The following is a 24,700-nucleotide window of genomic DNA, read 5'->3' as shown; positions in this document are numbered from 1 at the left end:
TGCCTCTTCTATTAGTCTTGATGTTTCATTGTTGGGAATAGTAATACGTTACGGATTGATTGGCTGTTTGTTAGTAACATTACTAAACGGTCAATACCGATACCTACCCCACCAGTTGGAGATAATCCATATTCTAATGCTTGTACGAAATCTTCATCCAATGGATGAGCTTCATCGTTACCTGTTTCTTTTTCTTCTACTTGTTTCATGAAACGTTCACGTTGATCGATTGGATCTGTTAACTCTGTAAATCCATTTGCATATTCTTTTGTACAAATGAAGCATTCGAAGCGATCTGTGAAGCGTGGGTCTTCATCATTTTTACGAGCAAGTGGAGACACTGCTACTGGATGCCCATAAATGAATGTTGGTTGAATTAATGTTTCTTCTACAAATGTTTCGAAGAACTCATTTACTACGTGACCATAAGTCATTGAGTCTTCAACTTTCACACCTTTTTCTTTAGCAATCGCACGAGCTTCTTCATCTGTCATTTCTACCCAGAAATCTACTCCCGTTACTTCTTTAATGGCATCTACCATATGAACTCTCTTCCAAGGAGCTTTTAATTCCACTTCATATTCTCCATAAGGAACTTTTGTTTTACCTAAAACTTCTTGGGCAACACTTGATACGATTCCTTCTGTTAAGTCCATAACATCTTGATAGTCAGTATAAGCAGTATAGATTTCAATTGATGTGAACTCAGGGTTGTGAGTTGTATCGATTCCTTCATTACGGAATACACGACCGATTTCATACACACGTTCCATACCACCTACTACTAAACGTTTTAAGTGTAATTCTGGAGCGATACGCATGTATAATTCCATATCTAAAGCATTGTGATGAGTAATAAATGGACGAGCATTCGCACCACCAGCTAATGTATGTAATACTGGTGTTTCCACTTCTAAATAATCACGAGAATCTAAGTAATGACGAATTTCACGGATAATTTTACTACGTGTTACAAAACGATCCATACTGTCACGGTTACTAATTAAGTCTAAGTAACGTTGACGATATTGTTGTTCTACATTTGTTAATCCATGATATTTATCTGGTAATGGACGTAAAGCTTTTGTTAAATGAACAAATTGAGTAGCTTTAACAGATAATTCACCAGTGTTTGTCACCATAACTGTTCCTACAACACCAACGATATCTCCTAAGTCAGCTTTATCAAATAATTCATAAGCTTCGTCTCCGACAACATCTTTACGAACATAAATTTGAATTTGACCTTTACCATCTTGAATATGAGCAAAACCAGCTTTTCCTTTTCCACGTTTTGTCATAATACGACCTGCGATTTGAATCGTCACTTCTTCTTGTTCAGCTAAGCTTTCTTTTGTCGCACCTTCAAATTGTTGATGAATTTCTTCAGTGGATTGCTTTTGTTTAAATCCTGTTGAAAAAGGCTCTACTCCTTTTTCACGTAATTGATGCATTTTTTCACGGCGAACTTGTAATTGATCATTCAGTGTTTCTTGTACTTCTACTTCGTTAGACACTGTATTTCCTCCTTTTTTGTGACATGAGTCACTGTATTTCTAATCTATTGTACCAATTATTGACTGATAAATAAAGCGTTTATGATTATGTTTATTTTTCTTTATTAAGCCTTCCTAACATTCTGGTCTTTTTCTTTTATCTGCGTCAATATTTTTTAAACATACATATAAAAAAGACGATAGATTTTTTCATTTTCTATCGCCTATTGCGTCTCTATTTCACATGATAAACTGAATTCTATACTCCATTCTCATGAGCCAATTTATGTTCATAACTATTGATAAAACCTTCATGTTTATGATGATGGAACTCTTCATCTCCAAAATGATAATGCTCATGAGTATGCATAACCACATGAGTATGTGTAACTCCATTATGTGTATGAACAATCGTATGCATATGCCCATGAAGATGATTTTTTATCATAGTATCATAAACGACAAACGCCGTTCCAATGAACATAAAAGCTAGTCCCACAAAATATTCTACAGCTAGTTTTTCTCCATTTACTGCAAACGCTAAAAATGAGCCTACAAAAGGTGCCACTGCATAATAGGCACTCGTCTTAGCTGCACCTAAATTTCTTTGTGCTCGTATATATAGAAAAATACTTAATCCATATGAAACATAGCCAAGCAACATAATCATGACAATATATTTCATTTCTGGAATCTTTTCACCAAGTAAGACAGCAATAACAAATGCGCCTCCTCCGGAAAAAATTCCTTTTAACAAAACAATCTGATATGTACTTTTCTCTGATATCTTTCTTGTACAGTTATTTTCAAGCCCCCAGCAACAAGTTGCTAAGATAACGAAAAGAGAGCCTATAGAAAACTGAAAACTACCAATTCCCTCAAATGACAAAACAATACTTGATAATGTAATAAACCCTATTGCAATCCACAGTTTTCCTGATACTTTTTCCTTAAAAATAAGTAACGCTATTAATGTAGTCGCTACAATTTCAAAATTACCGAGGAGTGAGGCATTAGATGCTGTCCCCATTTTTATTCCTATCATTAAAAATATAGGTGCAACTATATCTAATAGAATCATTCCAACCGTATAAGGTAAATCCTGTTTTGTAAGTCTCTCTGATTTATCTTCTTTTTTGATGTGAAATAAATACATCATTCCAACTCCAACACCCGCTCCAAGATACAGAAAAGCTGCTAAAAAAGTTGGTGGAACATTTTCCAATAGAACTTTTGAAAACGGTGTATTAATGGCATAAAATGCAGCTGCTAACAACGCTAATATAATCGCACTTGTCTTTGTTTTTCCCTTCAAAATATCTCATCCCCAATACTAGAAAAATATAAGAAGCTATTCTTAATCAGAACAGCCTCTATTTTTTGTGGTAATAGTAAATTCGATAAAGTCTTACTCTACTTCTTTCCCACGTTCTAATTGTCTTTCAACACGTTCTAAATGTTCTTGAACAAATTGATCTAAAATTTCATTCACTTGAGATACTGTTGTAGACTCATTAATCGCAACTTTTGTTTTCGTTGCACGAGGAATTCCTTTTAAGTAATAAGCAGCTAATTTACGGAATTCTTTTGTCGCTACTGACTCACCTTTTAGGTTAGCTAAACGATCTAAATGAGTTTTAGCAATTTCAATTTTTTCAGGAACTGTATTTTCCGGTAATAATTCTCCCGTTTCTAAATAATGAACGGTTTGTTTAATCATCCATGGATTTGCTAGAGCAGCTCGTCCAATCATGACTCCATCAACACCTGCAACTTCAATCATTTTCTTAGCATCTTGAGGAGAACGCACATCTCCATTTCCAATTAATGGAATGCGTGTTAAGTTTTTCTTCACTTCACCAAGAATTTCCCAGTTTGCTTTTCCATCATACATTTGTACACGAGTTCTACCATGCATCGCAACAGCACTTGCACCTGCTCGTTCTGCTGCTAGGGCATTTTCAACGGCATATAAATGTTCATCATCCCAACCGGTACGCATTTTAACCGTTACAGGTTTATCCACTGCATCCACTACTGTAGCAACCATTTCATAAACTTTATTTGGATCTAATAACCATTTTGCGCCAGCTTCAGCTTTAATCACCTTATTAACAGGACATCCCATATTAATATCAATAATTGCTGCCTCTGTATTTTCAGCTACATATTTTGCAGCTTCTACTAATGTATCTTTATTTCCGCCCATAATTTGGACACTCAATGGATATTCATTTGGCTCAATATGCAACATGCTTAATGTTTTTTCATTTCTAAATTGAATCCCTTTATCACTAATCATTTCGCAAACAACTAAGCCTGCTCCAAATTCTTTTACCGTTACACGAAAAGCTGAATTACTAATTCCAGCCATCGGTGCAACAACTACTGGATTGTCAATTTGAATATTGCCAATCTTAAAACTCATTTCATTTCCTCACTTTCAATCATTCTGCTTAGCTATTGTACCATAGATAGCTATCATTCGTGTATTATCACGGTCTATTTTTAGGCTACAAAACATTTGTGAATTTTCTCGAAATATCACTAGCATTCTAGAAAAAGAAATGGTACACTATTTATAATTGTTTTTTAATCATTTTTTAAGAATATACAGGAGGAAATTTATGTCTCGAAAGAAAATCACTGACATTATTATTTGTGGATTTGCATTATTTGCCATCTTCTTTGGTGCTGGAAATTTAATCTTCCCCCCTTATCTGGGCGTTATCTCTGGAAATAATTGGGGCATTGCCAATATTGCCTTTTTATTATCAGACCCACTATTACCGATTCTTGGAGTTATTGTAACAGCTCTATTAGGAGGACAAGCAACTGATTTAGGAAAAAGAGTTAGTAAACATTTTTCTATCATTATTGGAGCGATTTCCATTATTTTAATTGGACCATTATTTGCCGTTCCAAGAACCGGAGCTACGACTCATGAAATTTTTGTACAATCATTTGTACCAACTGCTCCACAATGGATTACCTCTCTTATCTTTTTTGGGTTAACGTTATATATTGCGATTCATTCGCACACCGTTATTGATGCGATTGGAAAATATTTAACACCAATATTATTAGTCATTTTATTACTTGTATTTATTGCTGCTGTCGTTCAGCCAAATGCAGGATTCCAAACAACAACTTCTGCAGGATTATTTTCTCAAAGCTTCAAAGAAGGCTACCAAACAATGGACGCACTTGGAGCAGCCTTAATGGCAGGAGTTGTGATTTCAGACTTAACTAGACGTGGCTATACAGAGAAAAAAGAACAACATCAAATGATGTTTGGAGTTGGGATTGTATCTTTCATTTTACTAGCATTAGTGTACAGCAGTTTAACGTATGCTGGAGCTACTGTAAGTACGGTTTATGACTCAACGGTTCAACGCCCTGCATTATTAATCGGATTAATTGAACAATTATTAGGCTCATTTGGTAAAGTTGCTATGGGCATTGCTGTATCCTTTGCTTGCTTAACAACATCTGTTGGATTAATTACAACTTGTGGACATTATTTTTCAACCTTAACAAATGGAAAATTAGAATATAAAAAAATTGTTGTCGTATCAGTCGTTCTTTCATTCCTTCTATCACTTTTAGGAGTGGATGCCTTATTACAATTAGCAGTCCCTGTTCTAAGCGCTATTTATCCAATGGTCATCGCCTTAATCTTCTTATCAATTTTTGACCGCTATATTGTTTATAACTGGACTTATACAGGTACAGTTGTTGGAGCGTTCTTCATTGGAGGAATTCAAGCGATTCATCTATTCTCACAAATGCAAGGTGGTAACTTCCTCTCAGAATTAGCAGCTTGGACAAACACCTTACCATTACATCAATTTGGATTCGAATGGTTAGTACCTGCTATTATTGGATCAGTTGTGTTTACTGTTATTAGTAAATTTACTGGGATAGGGAGTAAAAGAGTTTAAAGGTAACAAAAACCCGAGGAATTTCATTTTTCGAAATTCCTCGGGTTTGTTTTTATATAATCCTATTTCCAACTCTCTTCAATAAACGTATCACGTCCAGACATACCACGGTAACGGTAGTAATGGTCTGGATTTTTCTTATAAAAATCTTGGTGATACTCTTCAGCTGGATAAAATGTACTCGCTGGTTCGATTTTTGTAACAATATCTTTTTTAAAACGTCCACTGTCTTGTAAAGCTTTTTTCGAAGCTTCTGCGATTGCTTTTTGTTCTGGAGAGTGATAAAAAATCACTGGTCGATAAGAATCGCCTCTATCTACAAATTGTCCCATCGCATCAGTTGGGTCTGTTTGTTGCCAATAGACTTCCACTAATTGTTCATAAGAGAAGATTTCTGGATCAAAGGTAATTTGTACCGCTTCTGTATGTCCTGTTGTTCCTGAACAAACTTCTTTATAAGTAGGATTTTCCTTATGTCCCCCTGTATAACCTGCAATGACAGATTCAATTCCTGGTTGTGTATCAAATGGTTTAATCATACACCAGAAGCATCCTCCTGCAAATGTTGCGACTTCTTTTGCCATCATTATTCCTCCTCTTTTTCTAACGAAACATCTTGTCCGAAAATTTTCATTTTTATCGCTAGTCCTGTTCGAGTTCCTGCTGTTCCGCCTAGTCCTGTTTCTCTTAATTCACTTGGCATTCTTCTTGCGATAGAACGCATTGCCTCAATCGTTTCATCTGCTGGAATCACATTTGTAATTCCTGCTAACGCCATATCAGCCGCAATCAATGCATTTCCTGCTCCAATCGCATTTCTCTTCACACATGGGACTTCTACTAAGCCGGCAACAGGGTCACACACTAAGCCTAGCAAATTCCCTAATGCAATCGAAAAAGCTTCTGAACATTGTTGCGGCGTCCCTCCAGCAGCTTCAACAGCTGCAGCTGCAGACATCGCACTAGCACTTCCCACTTCTGCTTGGCAACCACCCATAGCGCCCGAAATCATCGCATTATTAGCAACGACCATTCCGAATGCTGAAGCAGTAAATAAGAATCTCACTTGCTGTTCTTGAGTTAAGTCCATGCTATCTGCAATGGAAAATATAACGCCTGGTAATGTCCCACTTGCTCCCGCAGTTGGTGTCGCACACACAATTCCCATTGCTGCATTCACTTCATTTGTTCCTAGAGCGTACTGTACTCCTGCTAAAATATTATCTCCAGATAAAGTTTTTCCCTTTTCGCGATATTTTTTCATTTTTACAGCATCGCCACCGGTTAGTCCTGTTGGAGAGAATACACCTTGACCCTGTACACTTCTTTCTACTGCTTGCTTCATTGTTTGAAGATTTTTTTCCATCTTCGCCCAAATAAATTCTCGACTTTGTTGGGTCATTTCCATTTCTTGTTCAATCATCACTTCAGAAATAGATTTATTTTGGCTAGTTGCTAATGCGACTAATTCCTGTATGCTAACAAACATCACGAAATTCCTTTCTTATTTTATGTAAAGACATAGATTGTTTTTTCTTGTTGAATCAATTGTAATTTTTCTTGAAGGCTTGGGGAAATTAATCCATTCAATTCATATTGTATAAAGCGAGATGAACCTTCCTTCAATTCTTTTTGTTTCCCAATCGAAACACCAAATTCTTCTAATAGAGGTTCCACTATTGAATCTTCTTCAATTGGAAGAATTTCTAAAATAATTGGTAGTGGTCCTGAAAGATTAGAGATGAATCCATCTACTTCCACATATTTGATTTCCACAGTTCCTCCACCAATAGAAGTCCCAATTAAACGGACTCGTCTTGTGGCAGACATCAACGTTAAATCAGCTGTATTCGCATGAGCGACTGGACTGGGCTCATCTCTTTCGATAAATTCAATTGAAATACCTTCTTTAGTAGCAATCTCAACTGCTTGTGGAACACGTTCATCATCTGTTTCAAAGCCCAGAACTCCACTAATAATAGCAAAATCTGTGCCATGTCCTTTATGAGTTTGAGCAAATGATTCATAATAAATACATTGGACACTTTTAGGAGTTCCACCAAACAATTGTCTAGCGCATCTTCCAATTGCAAGCGCTCCTGCCGTATGAGAACTTGATGGCCCAATCATAATAGGACCGATAATATCGAAACAACTTTTATAATTGAACACTTTATCCACAATGATACCCCTCTCTTTTGTACCCTTTATTGTACTTTTTTTCTAGGAAGCTCGTCAAGTTTTGCATCATCTTCTCCTATTCAAAATAATACGAACTACTCATCACTTTTTGCTATAGATTGCCTACTCCCTTTGAAACTATTTCTAAAAAGGAAAATTCTCACTTAGAATAGTTTTTTGGATAGAATTCTTGACTTATGAGTTTTTTAAACTTAAAATAATAATAACTGGTAATGACCAGTAGACGTTAATGTTTTAGAAAGGAGGGAAATCCAATGGTAGAAACAGAACAAGTGCCACTTTATTCTAAATTAAGTTTAGATCTTATCGAATATATTACGACACATGGACAAGTACACCAAAAAATGTTGTCCGAACGAGAAATTTGTAAAGAATATGGCGTCAGTCGTACGACTGTCCGTACAGCCTTAAAAGAATTAGAAACTTTAGGCTATATTTACAAACGCCATGGAAAAGGCACTTTTATTTCTAGCCAATGGAAAGAACGTCAAAATTTACTAGAAGGCTATAGTTTTACGGAACAAATGAAAGAATTAGGCAGAACTCCTTCAACCATTATTACCGCCTTTCATTACTACAAAGCCGATAGCTATATTGCTCAGCAATTAGGAATTGAAACGGGCGAATATATTTATCGACTCAAACGAATTCGTTTTGCAGATGGCGTACCAATGATGAAGGAAACTACCTTCTTACCCGCTAGACTATTCCCTAATCTCACACAAGAACAATTGCAAAATCGTTCCTTGTATGAAGTCTTCTCAGATGATTTTCAACAAAAAATCATTTATGCAGATGAGGAATTTTCAGCGAGTATTCTCACAAAAGATGAGGCCCCTATCTTGGAAACACCGATGCATGCCGCTTGTCTACGCTTAAAAAGAATTAGTGTAAATAGCGAAAATCATGTCATTGAATTTACAATCAGTGTCGCAAGAAGTGACCAATTCTTCTATAAAGTTCGTTACCATAGAAATTCACATAAATAAATCAAAAATGGGAGGTTTTGAAATGTTTCAATTTTCAAAAGAACAACTAGAAGCACTAACAGCAGAAATCACAACTCGTGAGATTCGCCAACAACCAGAATTATGGCAGGAAGCATTTGATTATTATTCAGAAAACTTAAACCGTATTCAAGCATTCTTAGAGTCATTACCACATGATCACTATCGTGTTATTTTTACTGGTGCAGGTACATCTCAATATGTAGGAGATACAATTTTACCTTATTTAAAACGTCATGGACGTGAAGATCGTTTTGAATTCCAATCTGTAGGAACTACTAACTTAGTAAGTAATCCTCTAGATTATTTCAAAGCAGAAATCCCTACTATTTTAGTATCATTTGCACGTAGCGGAAATTCTCCAGAAAGTTTAGCCAGCGTTCAATTAGGACAACAAATTGTGAAAGACTTCTATCAAATTACAATTACTTGTGCTCCAGAAGGAAAATTAGCTCTAGCAGCACCTGGAGATGACCGTAACTTATTATTAATGATGCCTGCTCGTTCAAATGATGCTGGTTTTGCAATGACTGGTAGCTTCACTTGTATGACATTAACAGCTTTATTAATTTTCGATGAAGGACACTCACTTGAAGAAAAAGCAGCTTTTGTAACAGCTATTCGTCAAATGGGAGAAAGTGTGTTAGAACGTGAACATGTCTTACAACAATTTGTAGACTTAGACTATAATCGTGTCATTTATCTTGGTTCTGGTCCATTAGCAGGTCTAGCACGTGAAGTACAATTAAAAATTCTAGAATTAACAGCTGGTAAAATTGCTACAATCTATGATTCTTCTATGGGATTCCGTCACGGTCCTAAATCATTCGTAGATGCTCGTTCTCTAGCATTTGTCTTTGTTTCAAATGATGCTTATACACGTCAATATGACTTAGATATTTTAGAAGAAATGAATGGGGACAGTATTGCTCCATTAGTTTGTGCAGTAGGAGTATCTGTTGAAGGTCAATATGAAGGAACAAGCTTTAATTTTGCAGAAGAATTCACTTCAGTTCCAGATGCTTATTTAGCACTACCATATGCTATCTTCGGACAAACAATCGGACTATTATCTTCTGTTAAAGTGGGGAATAAACCTGACACACCTTCTCCAAGTGGAACAGTAAACCGTGTTGTAAAAGGGGTAACTATTCACCCATTAAATGTTTAATTCGTTCATAAATATATCGTAAAAAAAGATTAAAAAGGAGGGATATTATGACTACTTATATTTATGCAAAACAATTTTATTTCGAAGATGTTGTCAAAGGGCCTGGATATTTACCTATTTTAGAATCAGGGGTGTTTGGGGAATTTCAAGAAGAAAGACCAACAGATGGTTCTATTATAGACTATTCTGCCTATAGCATTGCCCCAGGTCTTGTGGATACACATATTCATGGATACAAAGGCGCAGATGTCATGGATAATGATGTAGAAGGTTTAAAAACCATTTCTGCTGGTTTACCTAGTTGTGGGGTTACTTCCTACTTACCAACTACTCTAACAGCTTCTAGAGAGTTACTAAATGATGTTTGTCAAACAATCGGGGATAATGCTGCATCTATTCCTGGTGCTAAAATTAGAGGGATTTTCTTAGAAGGACCATTCTTTAGTGAAATTCATAAAGGTGCTCAAAATCCTAAATATATGGGAGATCCAAAAACAGAAATTTTAGATGAATGGCAACAAAAAGCAAGCGGCTGGGTGAAGAAAATTGCGATTGCTCCTGAACGTGATGGTGCAGTAGACTTTATTAAACACGCTGTAAAAGAAGATATTTACGTAGCTTTAGCCCATACAGATGCAACATACGAAGATTGTAAAAATGCAGTTGAAGCAGGAGCAAACATTTTCGTGCATACTTATAATGGTATGCGTGGACTTCACCACCGTGAACCTGGTGTTGTAGGTGCAGCTCTAACACTTCCAAATGCATACAATGTATTCGATGAATTAATTTGTGATGGTCACCATGTTCATCCAGTTGCTGCGGATATTGTGATGAATTGTTGTGGACGTCATCGTACAGCTCTTATTACAGACTGTATGCGTGCTGGTGGATTAGGAGAATGCGAATCTACATTAGGAGAATTTGATGTTATTGTAAAAGACGGAACAGCTCGTTTGAAACATAATGGTAGCCTAGCTGGTAGTATCTTAGAACTAATCCAAGGTGTTCAAAATGTTGTGAAATGGGGAATTGCAACTCCTCACGAAGCTCTATTAATGGCAAGCTTAGTTCCTGCAAAATCAGTTGGAATTGACGATGTTTGCGGACATTTAAATCCAGGATATGCAGCTGACTTTATCGTATTAGATGATGACTTACAATTACAAGCAACTTATTTAGACGGTAAAGCTTATTTTGAAAAATAAAAAAGGCTAGACAGAGAATATAAGGCGTGAGAAACCCTTGCAATAAAATGATTAGGAGTGTTATATATGTCAAAATTAACAATTACAAAAGGAAAATACGAACATCTACGTCGTTTATCAAATGAAAATCATGTCATCGGTGCATTAGCCATCGACCAACGTGGTTCTCTTAAAAAAATGATTGCTGCTGGAAATCCAGACCAAACAGGTGATGAAGGGATTATTCATTTTAAAGAATTAATTTCTGAAGAATTAACAAAATATTCAAGCTCAATTTTATTAGACCCAGAATATGGATTACCTGCTGCAGAAAAAAGAAATGCAGATTGTGGATTATTAATTTCTTATGAAAAAACAGGTTATGATGCTACTGAAGTTGGACGCTTACCTGATTTATTACCAATCTGGTCAGCTAAACGTATTAAAGAAATCGGAGCAGATGCTGTAAAAGTATTACTTTACTATGATATTGATGAAGATCCAGCAATTAACGATATCAAACATGCATGGGTAGAACGTGTTGGTAGTGAATGTACTGCTGAAGATATTCCTTTCTTCTTAGAAATCGTTTCTTATGATGCAAGTAACGAAGATGTAAAATCTGCTCACTACGCAAGCTTAAAACCTCATAAAGTAAATGATGCGATGAAAGTATTCTCTGACCCTCGTTATCAAGTAGATGTATTAAAAGTTGAAGTTCCTGTAAATATGAACTTCGTAGAAGGCTTTACAGCAGAAGGTGTTGAACCAGTTTATACTCGTCAAGAAGCTTTAGCATACTTCAAAGAACAATCAGAAATCACTCACTTACCATTTATCTTCTTAAGTGCTGGTGTATCTGCATCATTATTCCAAGAAACTTTACGCTTTGCTCAAGAAGCAGGTTCTAAATTCAATGGAGTATTATGTGGACGTGCTACTTGGAAAGATTCAGTAGCAGTTTATGCTAACGAAGGAGACGAAAAAGGTCGTGAATGGTTAGCATCAACTGGTCGTCAAAATATTGAAGACTTAAATGTTGTATTAGATGCAACAGCTACTTCATGGTTAGATCGTGTAGAAGTAAAATAAGTTACTAAACGCAAAAAAAGGTTGGAGTTATTCTCCAGCCTTTTTTAGTTGGTTTTCAATTTTTTCTTTTGATAAGCAATTCTGATATCTCGAAGCCATTCATATAATTCTAACACTATACATGCTACTGATCCAATACCAATTAAAATCATACAAAGTACAAAATTTGTCCATAAATAGATTGAGAATAAAAGAATGGCATGAGATAAAATGAATTTAACACTATCTGGCGCTTTTCTTTTTATATACCATTCACAAAATCCTTCTTGGTATGAACGACTAACATTATAATCTTCACGCAGTTCTCTATACCATTCTCTCATTCCATTCACCTACTTTTGATATTTGTTGTATTCTACACAATTCATATAGTCTTGTCAATAGGGTATGGTATTATACGCCCCACTTCAATTTAAACTCTAAATAATCTATTTATACAAGAGAAAGCTTAGACATCTTTTTATTCATATCTAAGCCTCCTTATTCTCAAGATAAAACATAATTAAAATTCCTTTTATATCAACATTTCCAATGTGTTTAATACTAAAAATCTCAAGATAATCTCAAGATAAATCATTATCCAACTTTGTTAAAACTTTCTACTCATAGATTAAAAAGTTTGCCGTCTTATTAAACTTGCGGAAACTTCAACTGACTCTCTTTGTTCACCATTTATAATTGCTAAAACACCTTCAATCATTTCTTTAGCTAATTCTGTATAATTTGGAGCGATGGTTGATAATGCGGGAGTATAATATTTAGCTATTGGTATATTATCAAAACCAACTATTGTCAGTTGATCAGGAATCAAGATCCCTTTTTCATAACATCCTCTAATAACACCTTGAACTTTTTCATCTCCAGAAACAAAAATAATATCCGGAATATTAGAAGTTGATAAATGCTCTTTTACATAATCATATACAGATTCAATTGTAAATAAGCCATATGTAACTTCTAAATCAATATCATATCTCTTTTCCTTTACAAACTCTCTAACACCATTTTCACGATTTTTATTAACAAGAGATGGTCCACCCATTAATAACCACATCTTTTTAAAGCCTTTTTCTTCAACAGCTTCCATTAAATCATATCCTGCTTGAAAATCATTATTTGAAACATAAATAACACCATCTGTGTGAGACTCTCCAAATACAATAAATGGCATATTATTCTTTTTCAAATATTGAATTCGACTATCATCTTTTCCTTCATAAAATACAATTACACCATCAACTAAACTACCTGTACTGGAAATAATAGAATCTTTAATAGAGTCTCCTTCTCCAAAATACTCAACAATTGCATTAACTCCTACTTCTTTACATGTCTGCAATACCTTATCTAGTAAAGTTTGAAACCAAATTAAAGGGAATGATTCCATTTTTTTCACAGATATTAAAATATTAATGGTTTCTTTTTTCGTTAAATTTTGAGCATAAGCATTTGGAACATATGATAATTCATCTATTACTTTCATTACAGCTTGATAGGTTTCAGATTTAACTCTTTCTCCCCCATTAATAACTCTTGAAACAGTCTTTGGGGATACCCCTGATATTCGTGCAATATCATAAATAGTAATCTTCTTGTTATTTTTCATTTTTAGTCCTCAAAATAATCTAAATTTTCAAAGTAATTTGCCCTATCATTCTATCAAATATAATCCTAACATACAATTTATATTTTTCATATTTCACGAACAATATATTACTTCGAACAATTTATTTTATTATAAAAAGGCAAGGTTACCCTCGCCTTTTTATCTTGCGTTAACTAGTTTCTTCTAAGTAAATAACTCCAACAATGTCTGATAATTCTTCCATTAGACGAAGATGTTCAAAACGACCAGGAAGTTCTAAAGTAATAAATGAAGCTATTTTCTTTTCAGGTACATCAAAATATTGAATTCGACTTTGATTCACTTCGCCAAAAGCTGTTCTTGAATCTGTAACACGAATATGTTTTTCAGCACAATATACTAATACACGATTATAGGCTTCTGTTGAATTTACCACTATATACAATTCAATAATTTTTGAACGTTTTTGTAAATATATTTTCAATGGTTGAAACATTGAAATAATTCCCCAAATTGAAATAGCCGTTAATATAGCTCCTTGATAGAACCCAACGCCTATCGCCAAACCAATACCTGCAGCTCCCCAAATTCCTGCAGCCGTTGTTAATCCTGTAATCTTTTTATTTTCTTTTATAAGAATTGTTCCTGCCCCTAAAAAACCTACTCCTGAGACTACTTGTGCTCCTAAACGTGTAGGATCCCCCGTTCCAAACTTATATGAAACAAACTCATTCGTCATCATTATTAGACAGGCTGCAACACAAACAACGCTGTGCGTTCGGATACCTGCCGGTTGAGATTTGCCTCCACGCTCCATACCAATTAGACTTCCCGCTATAAGTGATAAGACAATTCGTATTATTATATCAATATTGGTTAAAGCAGTCATAATTACTTCCTAGTTGTTTTACTTCGTCTTTGAGTAAAGTAAAGTACTGTTGAAGAAATAATCATTAATACAATAGTATATACAAAGACAAGTGCTTGTGCATTTGAAGTTGCTGTTTCATCACCTGCTGAACGAATAGTAATCCCTAATGGTTGAGCTAGTGGATGATATAAGAATACAGATAAATCAAAATCTGTTAATAACGAATTAAAGTTAAGAGCAATGATTGAAAGAACTACTGGTAAAATAAATGGAATAATAACTTTCATCATAGTATAAAATGGTGATGCTCCCATACTACGAGCAGCATCTTCCATTTCATCATCAACACTAAATAAAATAGCTCGAACCATACGATATGAAAATGGAATTTTTACAATAATATATGCAATCAATAACATTACAAATGTTCCAACTAAAATTTTATTTAATACAAGTGGTTGTGGTTGGTTAAATGTAAACAGTAAACTAATTGCTAATAATGTACTTGGTAGTAACCAAGGAAGCAAAGCTCCATATTCAAACAAGAAGTCAAATTTAGATTTATGTTTTCTAACCACTCTTGCAAAAACAACAGCAAGGACTGTTGCTGTAATAGCAGCAAGAATTGCATAAATAAAGCTGACTAAGAATGGTGAGAAAGCAACACTATTACTAAAGAATTGATAATAGTTTTCTAAAGTAAAGTTAGACAATGACAAGTTTCCTGTTTGAATCGCTACTGGATCTGTAAATGAATAAAGAACAATAAAGACCAAAGGTAACATAAACACTGTAAATAATGCATATGCAACAATATGTGCGATAATATTCCATGGTTTTGAAGTTATCTTTTGTTTTTTCAAAGGTGCTTTTGTTTTAGAAATTGAAATATAGTTACCACCTTTTTCAATTTTATTCATAATAGTTAATAAAATTGTTGTAGCAATTCCTAAAACAATCGCAAGTAATGCAGCTAAATCACGAGAATTTCCCATTCCCGCAAATGTAATAATCATTGGGTTAATAGTTTGGAATTGTTTTCCTCCAACAATCATTGGTGCTGCAACTGCAGATAATCCACTAAGGAAAATCATAATAGTTAATGCAAATAAGGTAGGTGTTAAAGTAGGTAAAACTACTTTTCTAAACACTGTAAAAGGTTTTGCACCCATATTACGTGCAGCTTCAATTGTATGATAATCTACACTTCTAATCGTATTTGTTAAAAACAATGTATGATTAGCAGTTCCTGAGAAAGTCATAATAAACAATACTGCTCCATATCCAATAAACCAGTTAGGATCAAGTGAAGGAATAATGTTTTGTAAAACTCTTGTAATCATTCCATAAGGTCCATAAACAAATTTATAACCTGTCGCAAGAACAACCCCTCCATAAATCAATGAAGTCATGTATCCTAATTTTAAGATTTTAGCTCCTTTAATATCAAAGTATTCGGTGAATAATACACAAAGTACTCCTACAACGTTTACTGTAATAATCAATGAAAAAGCTAATTTAAAACTGTTCATAATACTTTGTAGAGCTCTTTGAGATTTTAAAACACGTTCAATTGCATTTATAGAAAAATGTCCGTCTTTAACAAATACATTCACTACTAAATCAAAGTTTGGATAAATAATAAACGTTACTAGGAACCAGACTAACCCTAAACGAATAAGCCAATCTTTCCAATTTAACTTTTTACGCATACTATCTCCTCCCTAATATTGAACAATATCTGAAGGTGTAATATATAGTTCTACATTTTCCCCCACAGATTTAATTGCAAATTGACTATCAATACGAGTCACATTGACAATTTGTTTTTCAGATACTTGTATCGTATATCGAACGTTTACACCAGAAAATTCTGTATCGATAATTGTGCCATTTAATAAGATATCTTCTTCTGTTTCACGTTTAAAACGAATTTTCTCTAGACGAATATATCCTTTCTTATCTTCTAAGTTTACTGACGGATTTTTAGATAAAATATCATGAACAGTTTCTTCAGTTAAGACATTAATATCACCAATAAAATCACATACAAATTCTGTTTTTGATTGATGATAAATTTCAGGTGGTGTTCCTACTTGTTCAATAAACCCATTATTGAATACAGCAATTCTGTCTGATAATGTTAAAGCTTCCTCTTGGTCGTGTGTAACATATAATGTTGTAATTCCTAAATCCTTTTGCAGACGTTTTAATTCTTTTCTTAAATCTACACGTAATTTTGCATCAAGATTAGAAAGAGGTTCATCTAAACAAAGAATTTTAGGTTCTAATACTAATGCACGAGCTAATGCTACACGCTGTTGTTGACCACCAGATAATTCTGACACATTACGTTGTAATTGTTTATCAGAAATTTTAATTTTTGCAGCTACTGCTGCAACTTTTGCTTTAATAACATCTGGAGCAACTTTTTTTACTTTCAATCCGAAAGCAATATTATCAAATACTGTCATCGTTGGGAATAAAGCATAAGATTGAAACACGATTCCAATTCCACGTTTTTCAGGTTCTAATTTAGTCACATCTTTCCCATTTACTTCAATTCGTCCTTGAGAAGGATCAAGAAACCCTACTAAAGCTCTTAAAGTTGTTGATTTTCCACAACCTGACGGTCCTAAAAAAGTAAAAAATTCACCTTCATTAATTTCAAGATTAAGATTATCAATTGCAATAAAATCTCCATACTTAATTTGAATATTTTCAAATTTAATCATAATGTTTTCTCCTTCATCTATTTCAAAAAGTCTCGCAAAGTTTTTTCTATCTAATAGAGTTTAGACCCTGCGAGACTCCTGATACCATTTATAAAATTATTTAACGTATTCTAATTCTGCTTTTTCAACCCATTGGTCTAAGTATTTTCCAACAACTTCCCAATCAATAGCTTGTGGTTTAAGTTGTCCCACAAATTTCTTAGTATCTTCTGGTAATTCAGCTACAGCATCTTTATTTGCAGGAATAGATCCAAAGTTTTTACTGTATTCAGCTTGAATTTTAGCTTGACCAAACCAGTTAATAAATTCTTTAGCAAGTGCTTTTTTCTTACTAGTATTTAATACCATTGTTTGTTCTGTTACAAATGGAACACCTACATCTGGCGTCATTACTTTAAATTCTACATTTTGTTCTTTTTGTCCTACTAATGCTCCTGAGCCCCAAATCATACCATATTGAACAGGACTTTCTTTATCTAAAACTTTAACGACTGTACTTTCACCTTTTTGAAGTGTATATGCATTTGCAAAATAATCTTTTGCAACATTCCAACCTTTTTCAGATACACCTAAATCTCCTTTTTCATCAAGATAACGAACTAAGATACTTGCATAAATCGCACGTCCAGTACCACCTGTTAATCCATAAATTGAATATTGACCTTTATATTTACTTGCTAACTCTGTCCAATCTTTTGGCATTTCTTTCGCTTCAGGATTTCCAACTAATACTAACGGTTGAACAATCACTGGGTTATAAAAACCATCTTTATCTGCTAATGATGAATCAATTTTATCAAACCAATCAGGTTTAAATTGTTCTAATAATTTTGCATCTCGTAATTTATTTGAATCTACAGCTCCAATCCCAAATACCATATCAGCAACTGAATTATTTTTTTCTGCAATAACACGATCTGCAAGTTGTGCACCGGCAATATCAACCATACGAATATTAAATCCTGCTTCCTTAGCTTGAGCTGTTAACCAGTCTCCACGCCCGTTTGATACCGAGTTAGAATAGATTACTAATTCTTGACTTTTATCTGCTTTTTCATCAGCTCCTGAGTTAGAATTAGATGAAGGATTTGTACTACTTGAACAAGCTGCTAAAGCTGTTGCTGTAAATACTGTTGTTAATAATTTTGATAAAAATTTCTTAGTTTTCATAATAAAACTCCTTTTATATTAATTTTTTATTTGCCAAATTTTTCATGATATGGAATAAATTGTCTCATATCTTCAAACACTGTATAATCAATGCGATTTACAGTAATTACAGGTACTTTCTCTAGTAATACTTTTGTTAATTCTTCTTTTACTTTTTTAAATTCCTTATCTTCTTCTTCAGTTAACGGAACTCGTAAATATCCAATTGAGATATGAAATTGATATCGATCATGATTTGGGAAACGTACTCCTGCTTTTTCTGAAACATATGTACGTATTTCTTCTAATCTTTTAGCAGACTCTTCATCAGCAGGTTCCACTAAAATATTTTGATTTCCCATTTCAGTTACTCTCATATGAATATTTTCATTCAATAATGGAAATAATTCTAATTGTTTTGCAAAATAATCATGAATTTCCTGCAATGGGGTATCTAATGATAAGTTACTACTCCAAAACTCTGATTCACGATTCTCATGACAAAGTAACTCAATCACTGTCATGTGAATCGATCCTCTAGGTGTTAGAGTAAATTTATCAATAAATGGTAACTCTCTATAACGTGATTGAATAATATCAACTACTTCCATCAAGTCTGGTTTACTGTATAAATTTGCAACTACAGTATTTCCTGGAAAATGATTAAATTCACCATTTTCTTTAAATTTAATTTTAGTTAGATTTTTCATAAACTTCTTCCTTTGTTTTTTCTTTTTGACACCGGTGTCAACTTGATGAGCTCATTATACTTTGCAAACGTTTCCTTGTCAACCGTTTTCATTTTATTTTTTTTAAATTCTTTTTAGAAATTTATTTATAGTTTTATATTTAAGCTATTCTAATTAATTCCCACTGTTTCAATAAATCTCTTAAATCCTTCTCGACCAGATTGGTTATTTTTATAAACACCAGCATCTTCCAATACTCTAGCAAAAATTTGCCCTACTTCATATTGAATAATTGTAGTAACTTTATTTTCTTCTATATTTAAATATTTTTCTTTTAATTGTTTTGCCCAATCTAAATGATACTTTGCTACTTCATTTGGTTTATTTAATAAAAATTTCTCTACTTCTTCTAATTCTGTTTTTAAGCGAGGTGGTAGAATTGCAAGCCCCATAACTTCTATTAATCCAATATTTTCTTTTTTTATATGATGAACATCTTTATGAGGATGATAAACACCGTCCGGATGTAATTCAGATGTATGATTATCTCTTAAAACTATATCCATTTCATACTTTCCATCAACTTTTCTAGCAATAGGAGTAACAGTATGATGAGGAGTATCACCAGTTCTTGCAATAATATCTAATTCAATATCTGTATAAGTTTTCCATGTTTTCAATATTTTTGACGACAATTCTATAATTTTCTTTTTATCTTTTCCACGCAATCTAATAACTGACATTGGCCAATTAACTATTCCAGCTTCTATATCTTCAAATCCTGTAAATTCAAAAGTTATATCGCAATCCGCTTTTTCCATTGGGAATACATATTTTCCACCTTGATAATGATTATGACTTAGTATAGAACCTCCAGAAATAGGAAGATCAGAATTTGATCCTACAAAATATCCTGGAATAATATCAATAATATCTAATAATTGTTCAAATGTCTTAGGAGTAATTGCCATCGGAACATGTTCTGAATTAAAAAAGATAGCATGTTCATTAAAATATGAATACGGAGAATATTGAAATCCCCACAGTTCTTCTCCAAGATTCATTCTTATAATTCTATGATTTGCTCTTGCTGGATAATTCACTCGTCCTTGATAACCTTCATTTTCCATGCATAAAAGACATTTTGGATAATTTGATGGTTTCAGTAATTTTTCAGCTGCAATTGTTTTAGGATCTTTTTCAGGTTTTGATAAGTTAATAGTAATTTCAAGATTTCCGTACTTCGTTTCTGCTTGGTACGCAACATTTTTTGAAATAGCGGATAACTTAATATAATCATTATTCTTACTTATTTGATAAAAATTTTCAATTGCCTTTTGAGGAGATACCTTGTATGAATTCCAAAAAATTTCATTCATAAGACTTGGTATTGGAGTAATAAAATTCATTAACTCTGCACCTAAACAGTCTTTTTCTTCAGCTGTCGATTGAACTTTTCCATTTTTTTCTGCTATTTCCACTAAACTATCTTTTAGGTTTTTTATATCTTCTTCCTTTGTAAAAGTGTCAATTCCTTCCTCTCCTACTAAAGCTAGTACCCTATTTTTAACATAGGAATAATCCATTGAACTATATACTCCGTAGTTAATAACTTTCTCTACAAATTTGTCAATTAATGGTTTCATTATTTTCTCCTTTAATTTAAATTTTAAAATTTCCTTTGTAATATCGCCTTACAATTCAACAACTAATATACTTGCATCATCTTTTTTTCCATAAATAGGATCAAGTTCTGTCGATTGTTTTCTCATTTCGATTAATTCCTCAAAACTTTTAGTAGTATTTTGAGAATAATAATCATAAAATCCATCACTCATCAAAACAATTTTATCTCCAGTAACTTCAAGATTTCCATATAGCGCATGTTCAATACTTAAATCATCTAAAGAACCAATCCAATAACCTTTCTCTTTATTAGCAAGTCCTCTAATTTTTTGTAAAATTTCTTTTTTATTTAATACATTTAATCCTTTTTTTGAATTCTCTATTTCATTTTTCCCTAAATCAAATAATCGATCCACTCTATGATCAGTTAATTGTTCATCATTTACTAACATGACACAATCACCAAGGATTAAATATTCAAGTTTTCTTCGTGACAATCTTGCAATAATAAAGGCAAATGTTGGTAATTTATAGTATTCTTCATGATTGGAATCATTTAAACCTATAATATTTCTAACTTCCTTTATAGCATTTTGAAAAATAGTCTTTAAAGATTCTTTTTCATTGCAATGTACTTTTAGTTTTTCAGATAATAGATGAGTTATCTCAGAAACAGAGTATCCAATAGACTTTTTTGAATCATATAAATCTGTAGCCCCATCAATAATCCAAAAATAATTTTCAATATTCCCTAAGGCATCCTCATTTTCCATTGCTGTTCCTTGTATAGAACAAATATTTCTTATTTTCATACTTTCTACCCCCAATACCAATAAATTGATTCTATAGTTAATCAATTTCTACTAACACAATTTTAGTTAATTAAATTCTAGATTTACTTAAAATATCGATATGACACCGATGTCATTTCTTTCATCATATACCTTCAAAGTATAATTGTCTAGAAAAATATAATAAAAACACACAAATAATGATACGCTTACATTTTTGTGTGTTTTATATATTGAAAAATAATTTAAGTTGAATCACAAAAAACCACCTAGCCAAAGGCTAGGTGGTCTCCATTTAAATTCTATTTTTATGCTAATGCATCGTCCATAGATAAGATTTCGTGGAATACACGTTGAGTTAACTCAGCTTTTTGTTCTGGAGTTAAGTATTTAGTGTTTACACAGTATCCAGAGATACGTACGATTACGTCTTCACCAGATAAGATTTTATCTTTAACGTCGTTTAAGTCCATTACGTTTAAGTTAACGTGTTGACCACCGCTTTCGAAGTATCCATCTAAGATTGCAACTAAGTTGTCTACTTGTTCATCACGAGATTTACCTAAAGCACGTGGTGAAACTTGAGTTGTTAATGAGATACCGTCAGCTGCATAACTGAAGTCTAAGCTTGATAATGATTTCAAGTTATCTAACCAACCACCTTTAGCTTTGTTAGATGGGTTAGCACCTGGTGAGAAGAATTCAAGTTTAGATAAGTTTACAGTACCATCTTCGTTTAAGAATACCCCTTTATGAACTGGAGAGTTACCAGTTTGTTTAGAGTAAGCAACGTTAGAAGTAATTGTTAATAATGAAACTGTAGCTTCTGCGTCTTTATATAGTTTGTGGCTACGTAGACGAGTTGTATAAGCTTCGATTAACCATTCTGCTAATTCGTTTGAACGAGGGTCATCTTCACCCCAACGTGGGTATTCACCAATTGTTTCGTAGTCATAGATGTATCCATCTTCGTCACGAATTGGTTTAACTGTAGCGTATTTAATAGCTGATAAAGTATCAACTGTATTCGCAAATCCACAGATACCGAATCCCATGTTCGCACGTTGTTTAGTTGGTAAGAATGCCATTTGAACAGCTTCATAGTTATATTTATCTGTCATGTAGTGGATGATATTTAATGCATCTACATAAGTGTCTGTTAACCAGTCAAGAGATTTTTCGAAGTTAGCTTTAACTGATTCGAATTCAAGAACTTCATCACGGATTGGGTCGATGTCAAATACTTTGTAGTCTTTGTGTACATCGTCGTAACCACCGTTTAAACCAGTTAGAAGAGCTTTCAACACGTTTACACGAGCTCCAAAGTATTGGATGTTGTGACGTTGTTCTTCGTTTTCTGGGTCAAGTGGTGATACACAGCATGAGATACAGCTCATTTCGCCATATCCATCTTTAGCCATTGTTGTTACACCTTCATATTGGATTGAAGAGTGTTTATGGCTCATGTGCATGCAGTAGCGACGGAAGTTGTATGGTAATTGATCAGTCCATAAAACTGTTAAGTTTGGTTCTGGAGAGTTACCAATGTTGTCTAATGTGTTTAAGAAACGGTAGTCCATCTTAGTAACACGGTGACGACCGTCATTACCCATACCAGCCATAGAAGTTGTGATGAATGTTGGGTCACCAGAATATAATTGGTCATAAGCTTTTGTACGAGCAAATTTAACTGTACGTAATTTCATAACGAAATCATCAATGAATTCTTGGATTTCTGATTCTGTAAATGTACCACGAGCTAAGTCACGTTCAGCATAAACGTCTAAAACGATTGGCACACGTCCTAATGATGTAGCAGCACCATTGATAACACGACATACTGCCATGAAAGCAATGTTTACCCATTGGATAGCTTCTTTAGTGTTCATCGCTGGTTTACGAACATCAACTCCGTATAAGTCACCTAAGCGAACAACTTGTTGTAATGCTTGGTATTGTAAGCTGATTTCTTCACGTAAACGAGTTGTTTGTTCATCGATTTCTTCGATTGAGTTCCAGTCGTTTAATTTTTCTTGCATTAAGTAGTCTGCACCGTATAAAGCAAGACGTGCATAAACGCCGATGATACGTCCACGAGAGTATGCATCTGGAAGACCAGTTACAGTGTGTGCGTGACGAGCACGACGAATGTTTGAAGTATAAGCACGGAAGATACCATCATTAACTGTTGTTACGTATTTTGTAAAGATTTCGTGAACAGCTGGATCTGGTTCATATCCATTTTCTTTTAAAGTAGTTTCCGCCATACGGATACCACCTTTTGGCATGAAGTTCAATTTGAACAATTCATCATTTTGAATACCGTAGATTACTTCGTTTTCTTTGTCGATATATCCAGCAGGAATATCAGCAATAGAAGTTGGACGAGTGTCCATTGGGAAACGAGTTGCTTCATAGTGAGCTTTAGTTTCTTCTACAACTTTTTTAATGTGTAGTGAACGTTCTGTTGGCCCAGCAAGGAAGCTTTCATCTCCATCATAAGGTGTGTAGTTCGCTTGAACGAAGCGTGATACACTTGCTTTTTCTTTCCAGTCTAAACCTTTGAAGCCTTCCCAAGCTTTGTCAAAAATTTCTTGGGATTCAACAACTGCTTTGTTAACCATTTATTTTCCTCTTTTCTTTTATTTTTATTTTTTGTTGTTCTTTTAACAAGGTTATTATACATCTTTTCTCAAGAATTAGCAATGGAATAATCACAAAAATCTGTACTATTTTCTCAATTAAGTGATATTTGTTACAAGTGCTTTGTTCAAAAATTATAAAGAAAAGCTATTAAAAAACCTATTCTGAAAGCTTTCATCCTTAAAAATCAGTTAAAAGCTTAAATTGACACACCTCAAACTAACTGTATTAATACAGTTAAGTGACTATTACAACTCATAAAATAATTTAAATAATTCCGTCAATCATCTCTACATTAACGGTATACAATTCCTAAAACGCTTGATTTTACTGTGTCCGCTTTCATTTTTAACTCATACTCTTGAGGATTTATCCTTCTCTTATCCTATAAAAAAACTCTAAACTTATACATATTTTAAATACTGTTCTAATACATCATTTAAAGATGTTTTTCTTCAAATCATGACCACCCGTCTAACGGGTGGTTTGAACCGGGGCTATAAGCCCAGATT

21 protein-coding genes are annotated in these 24,700 nt (G+C 33.7%); 5 read left to right on the top strand and 16 right to left on the bottom strand.

Annotated features, from left to right (window positions below; genetic code table 11):
• Positions 1 to 11: 11 nt before the first annotated feature.
• The 3 genes from lysS to dusB all read right to left on the bottom strand — a co-directional run bounded on the left by lysS (position 12) and on the right by dusB (position 3,924).
• A complete protein-coding gene (gene lysS / locus RYL55_RS03605) occupies positions 12 to 1,517 on the bottom strand; it encodes a lysine--tRNA ligase (protein ID WP_315007371.1) in 1,506 nt (501 codons plus the stop codon).
• 238 nt (positions 1,518 to 1,755) lie between these two features.
• Positions 1,756 to 2,814 carry a DMT family transporter gene (locus RYL55_RS03600; protein ID WP_315007393.1) on the bottom strand — a complete coding sequence of 353 codons (1,059 nt, stop codon included), beginning with the start codon at positions 2,812 to 2,814 and terminating at the stop codon, positions 1,756 to 1,758.
• Positions 2,815 to 2,904: 90 nt separating this feature from the next.
• Positions 2,905 to 3,924 (bottom strand): tRNA dihydrouridine synthase DusB, encoded by a 1,020-nt coding sequence (dusB, locus tag RYL55_RS03595; RefSeq protein ID WP_315007369.1) that lies wholly within the window; start codon positions 3,922 to 3,924, stop codon positions 2,905 to 2,907.
• Between the two features lie 199 nt (positions 3,925 to 4,123).
• Between dusB and brnQ the strand changes: the two genes are divergently transcribed.
• Positions 4,124 to 5,440 (top strand): branched-chain amino acid transport system II carrier protein, encoded by a 1,317-nt coding sequence (brnQ, locus tag RYL55_RS03590; RefSeq protein WP_315007367.1) that lies wholly within the window; start codon positions 4,124 to 4,126, stop codon positions 5,438 to 5,440.
• A 62-nt stretch (positions 5,441 to 5,502) separates the two neighbouring features.
• Here the strand turns inward: brnQ and msrA are convergent, their stop codons facing one another.
• From msrA to sdaAB, 3 genes are read right to left on the bottom strand one after another with little or no spacing between them, the layout of a single operon-like run.
• Entirely contained in the window at positions 5,503 to 6,024 is a 522-nt protein-coding gene (gene msrA, locus RYL55_RS03585) for a peptide-methionine (S)-S-oxide reductase MsrA (RefSeq protein WP_315007365.1), read from the bottom strand.
• A gap of 2 nt (positions 6,025 to 6,026) precedes the next feature.
• On the bottom strand, positions 6,027 to 6,929 hold the full coding sequence (gene sdaAA / locus RYL55_RS03580; protein WP_315007363.1) for an L-serine ammonia-lyase, iron-sulfur-dependent, subunit alpha: 903 nt from the start codon (positions 6,927 to 6,929) through the stop codon (positions 6,027 to 6,029).
• Between the two features lie 20 nt (positions 6,930 to 6,949).
• Positions 6,950 to 7,621, bottom strand: a complete 672-nt coding sequence (sdaAB, locus tag RYL55_RS03575) for an L-serine ammonia-lyase, iron-sulfur-dependent subunit beta (RefSeq protein WP_315007361.1) — start codon at positions 7,619 to 7,621, stop codon at positions 6,950 to 6,952.
• A 275-nt stretch (positions 7,622 to 7,896) separates the two neighbouring features.
• Here sdaAB and RYL55_RS03570 point away from each other — a divergent pair, with 275 nt between their 5' ends.
• From RYL55_RS03570 to lacD, 4 genes are all read left to right on the top strand, one after another.
• Positions 7,897 to 8,631 (top strand): GntR family transcriptional regulator, encoded by a 735-nt coding sequence (locus tag RYL55_RS03570; RefSeq protein WP_314111216.1) that lies wholly within the window; start codon positions 7,897 to 7,899, stop codon positions 8,629 to 8,631.
• Positions 8,632 to 8,653: 22 nt separating this feature from the next.
• Complete coding sequence (locus RYL55_RS03565; RefSeq protein ID WP_315007358.1) at positions 8,654 to 9,820, top strand: SIS domain-containing protein; 1,167 nt, start codon at positions 8,654 to 8,656, stop codon at positions 9,818 to 9,820.
• 47 nt (positions 9,821 to 9,867) lie between these two features.
• Positions 9,868 to 11,028 carry an N-acetylglucosamine-6-phosphate deacetylase gene (gene nagA / locus RYL55_RS03560; RefSeq protein WP_315007356.1) on the top strand — a complete coding sequence of 387 codons (1,161 nt, stop codon included), beginning with the start codon at positions 9,868 to 9,870 and terminating at the stop codon, positions 11,026 to 11,028.
• A gap of 66 nt (positions 11,029 to 11,094) precedes the next feature.
• Positions 11,095 to 12,099 (top strand): tagatose-bisphosphate aldolase, encoded by a 1,005-nt coding sequence (gene lacD, locus RYL55_RS03555; RefSeq protein ID WP_315007353.1) that lies wholly within the window; start codon positions 11,095 to 11,097, stop codon positions 12,097 to 12,099.
• 44 nt (positions 12,100 to 12,143) lie between these two features.
• Here the strand turns inward: lacD and RYL55_RS03550 are convergent, their stop codons facing one another.
• The 10 genes from RYL55_RS03550 to pflB all read right to left on the bottom strand — a co-directional run bounded on the left by RYL55_RS03550 (position 12,144) and on the right by pflB (position 24,169).
• On the bottom strand, positions 12,144 to 12,422 hold the full coding sequence (locus RYL55_RS03550) for a hypothetical protein (RefSeq protein WP_315007351.1): 279 nt from the start codon (positions 12,420 to 12,422) through the stop codon (positions 12,144 to 12,146).
• Between the two features lie 287 nt (positions 12,423 to 12,709).
• A complete protein-coding gene (locus tag RYL55_RS03545; RefSeq protein ID WP_315007350.1) occupies positions 12,710 to 13,705 on the bottom strand; it encodes a LacI family DNA-binding transcriptional regulator in 996 nt (331 codons plus the stop codon).
• A 169-nt stretch (positions 13,706 to 13,874) separates the two neighbouring features.
• Complete coding sequence (locus RYL55_RS03540; protein WP_315007349.1) at positions 13,875 to 14,573, bottom strand: MgtC/SapB family protein; 699 nt, start codon at positions 14,571 to 14,573, stop codon at positions 13,875 to 13,877.
• Between the two features lie 2 nt (positions 14,574 to 14,575).
• Entirely contained in the window at positions 14,576 to 16,267 is a 1,692-nt protein-coding gene (locus tag RYL55_RS03535) for an iron ABC transporter permease (protein ID WP_315007347.1), read from the bottom strand.
• A gap of 12 nt (positions 16,268 to 16,279) precedes the next feature.
• Positions 16,280 to 17,290 carry an ABC transporter ATP-binding protein gene (locus tag RYL55_RS03530; protein ID WP_315007345.1) on the bottom strand — a complete coding sequence of 337 codons (1,011 nt, stop codon included), beginning with the start codon at positions 17,288 to 17,290 and terminating at the stop codon, positions 16,280 to 16,282.
• Positions 17,291 to 17,386: 96 nt separating this feature from the next.
• Positions 17,387 to 18,460, bottom strand: a complete 1,074-nt coding sequence (locus RYL55_RS03525) for an extracellular solute-binding protein (protein WP_314349142.1) — start codon at positions 18,458 to 18,460, stop codon at positions 17,387 to 17,389.
• A 26-nt stretch (positions 18,461 to 18,486) separates the two neighbouring features.
• Positions 18,487 to 19,149 carry a DUF1868 domain-containing protein gene (locus RYL55_RS03520; protein ID WP_315007342.1) on the bottom strand — a complete coding sequence of 221 codons (663 nt, stop codon included), beginning with the start codon at positions 19,147 to 19,149 and terminating at the stop codon, positions 18,487 to 18,489.
• A 149-nt stretch (positions 19,150 to 19,298) separates the two neighbouring features.
• Positions 19,299 to 20,774 (bottom strand): UDP-glucose--hexose-1-phosphate uridylyltransferase, encoded by a 1,476-nt coding sequence (gene galT, locus RYL55_RS03515; protein ID WP_315007340.1) that lies wholly within the window; start codon positions 20,772 to 20,774, stop codon positions 19,299 to 19,301.
• Between the two features lie 48 nt (positions 20,775 to 20,822).
• The gene (locus RYL55_RS03510; protein ID WP_315007338.1) at positions 20,823 to 21,566 is read right to left on the bottom strand and encodes a protein phosphatase 2C domain-containing protein; all 744 of its coding nucleotides are present in this window, start codon (positions 21,564 to 21,566) and stop codon (positions 20,823 to 20,825) included.
• Between the two features lie 287 nt (positions 21,567 to 21,853).
• Positions 21,854 to 24,169, bottom strand: coding sequence for a formate C-acetyltransferase (gene pflB / locus RYL55_RS03505; RefSeq protein WP_315007336.1), 2,316 nt, complete (start codon positions 24,167 to 24,169; stop codon positions 21,854 to 21,856).
• Between the last annotated feature and the right edge of the window lie 531 nt (positions 24,170 to 24,700).

The organism is uncultured Granulicatella sp. (assembly GCF_963515615.1).
Taxonomy (GTDB): Bacteria; Bacillota; Bacilli; order Lactobacillales; family Aerococcaceae; genus Granulicatella.
The sequence above is the reverse complement of the archived record's forward strand: the minus strand, read 5'-3'. Positions and strand labels throughout refer to the sequence as shown.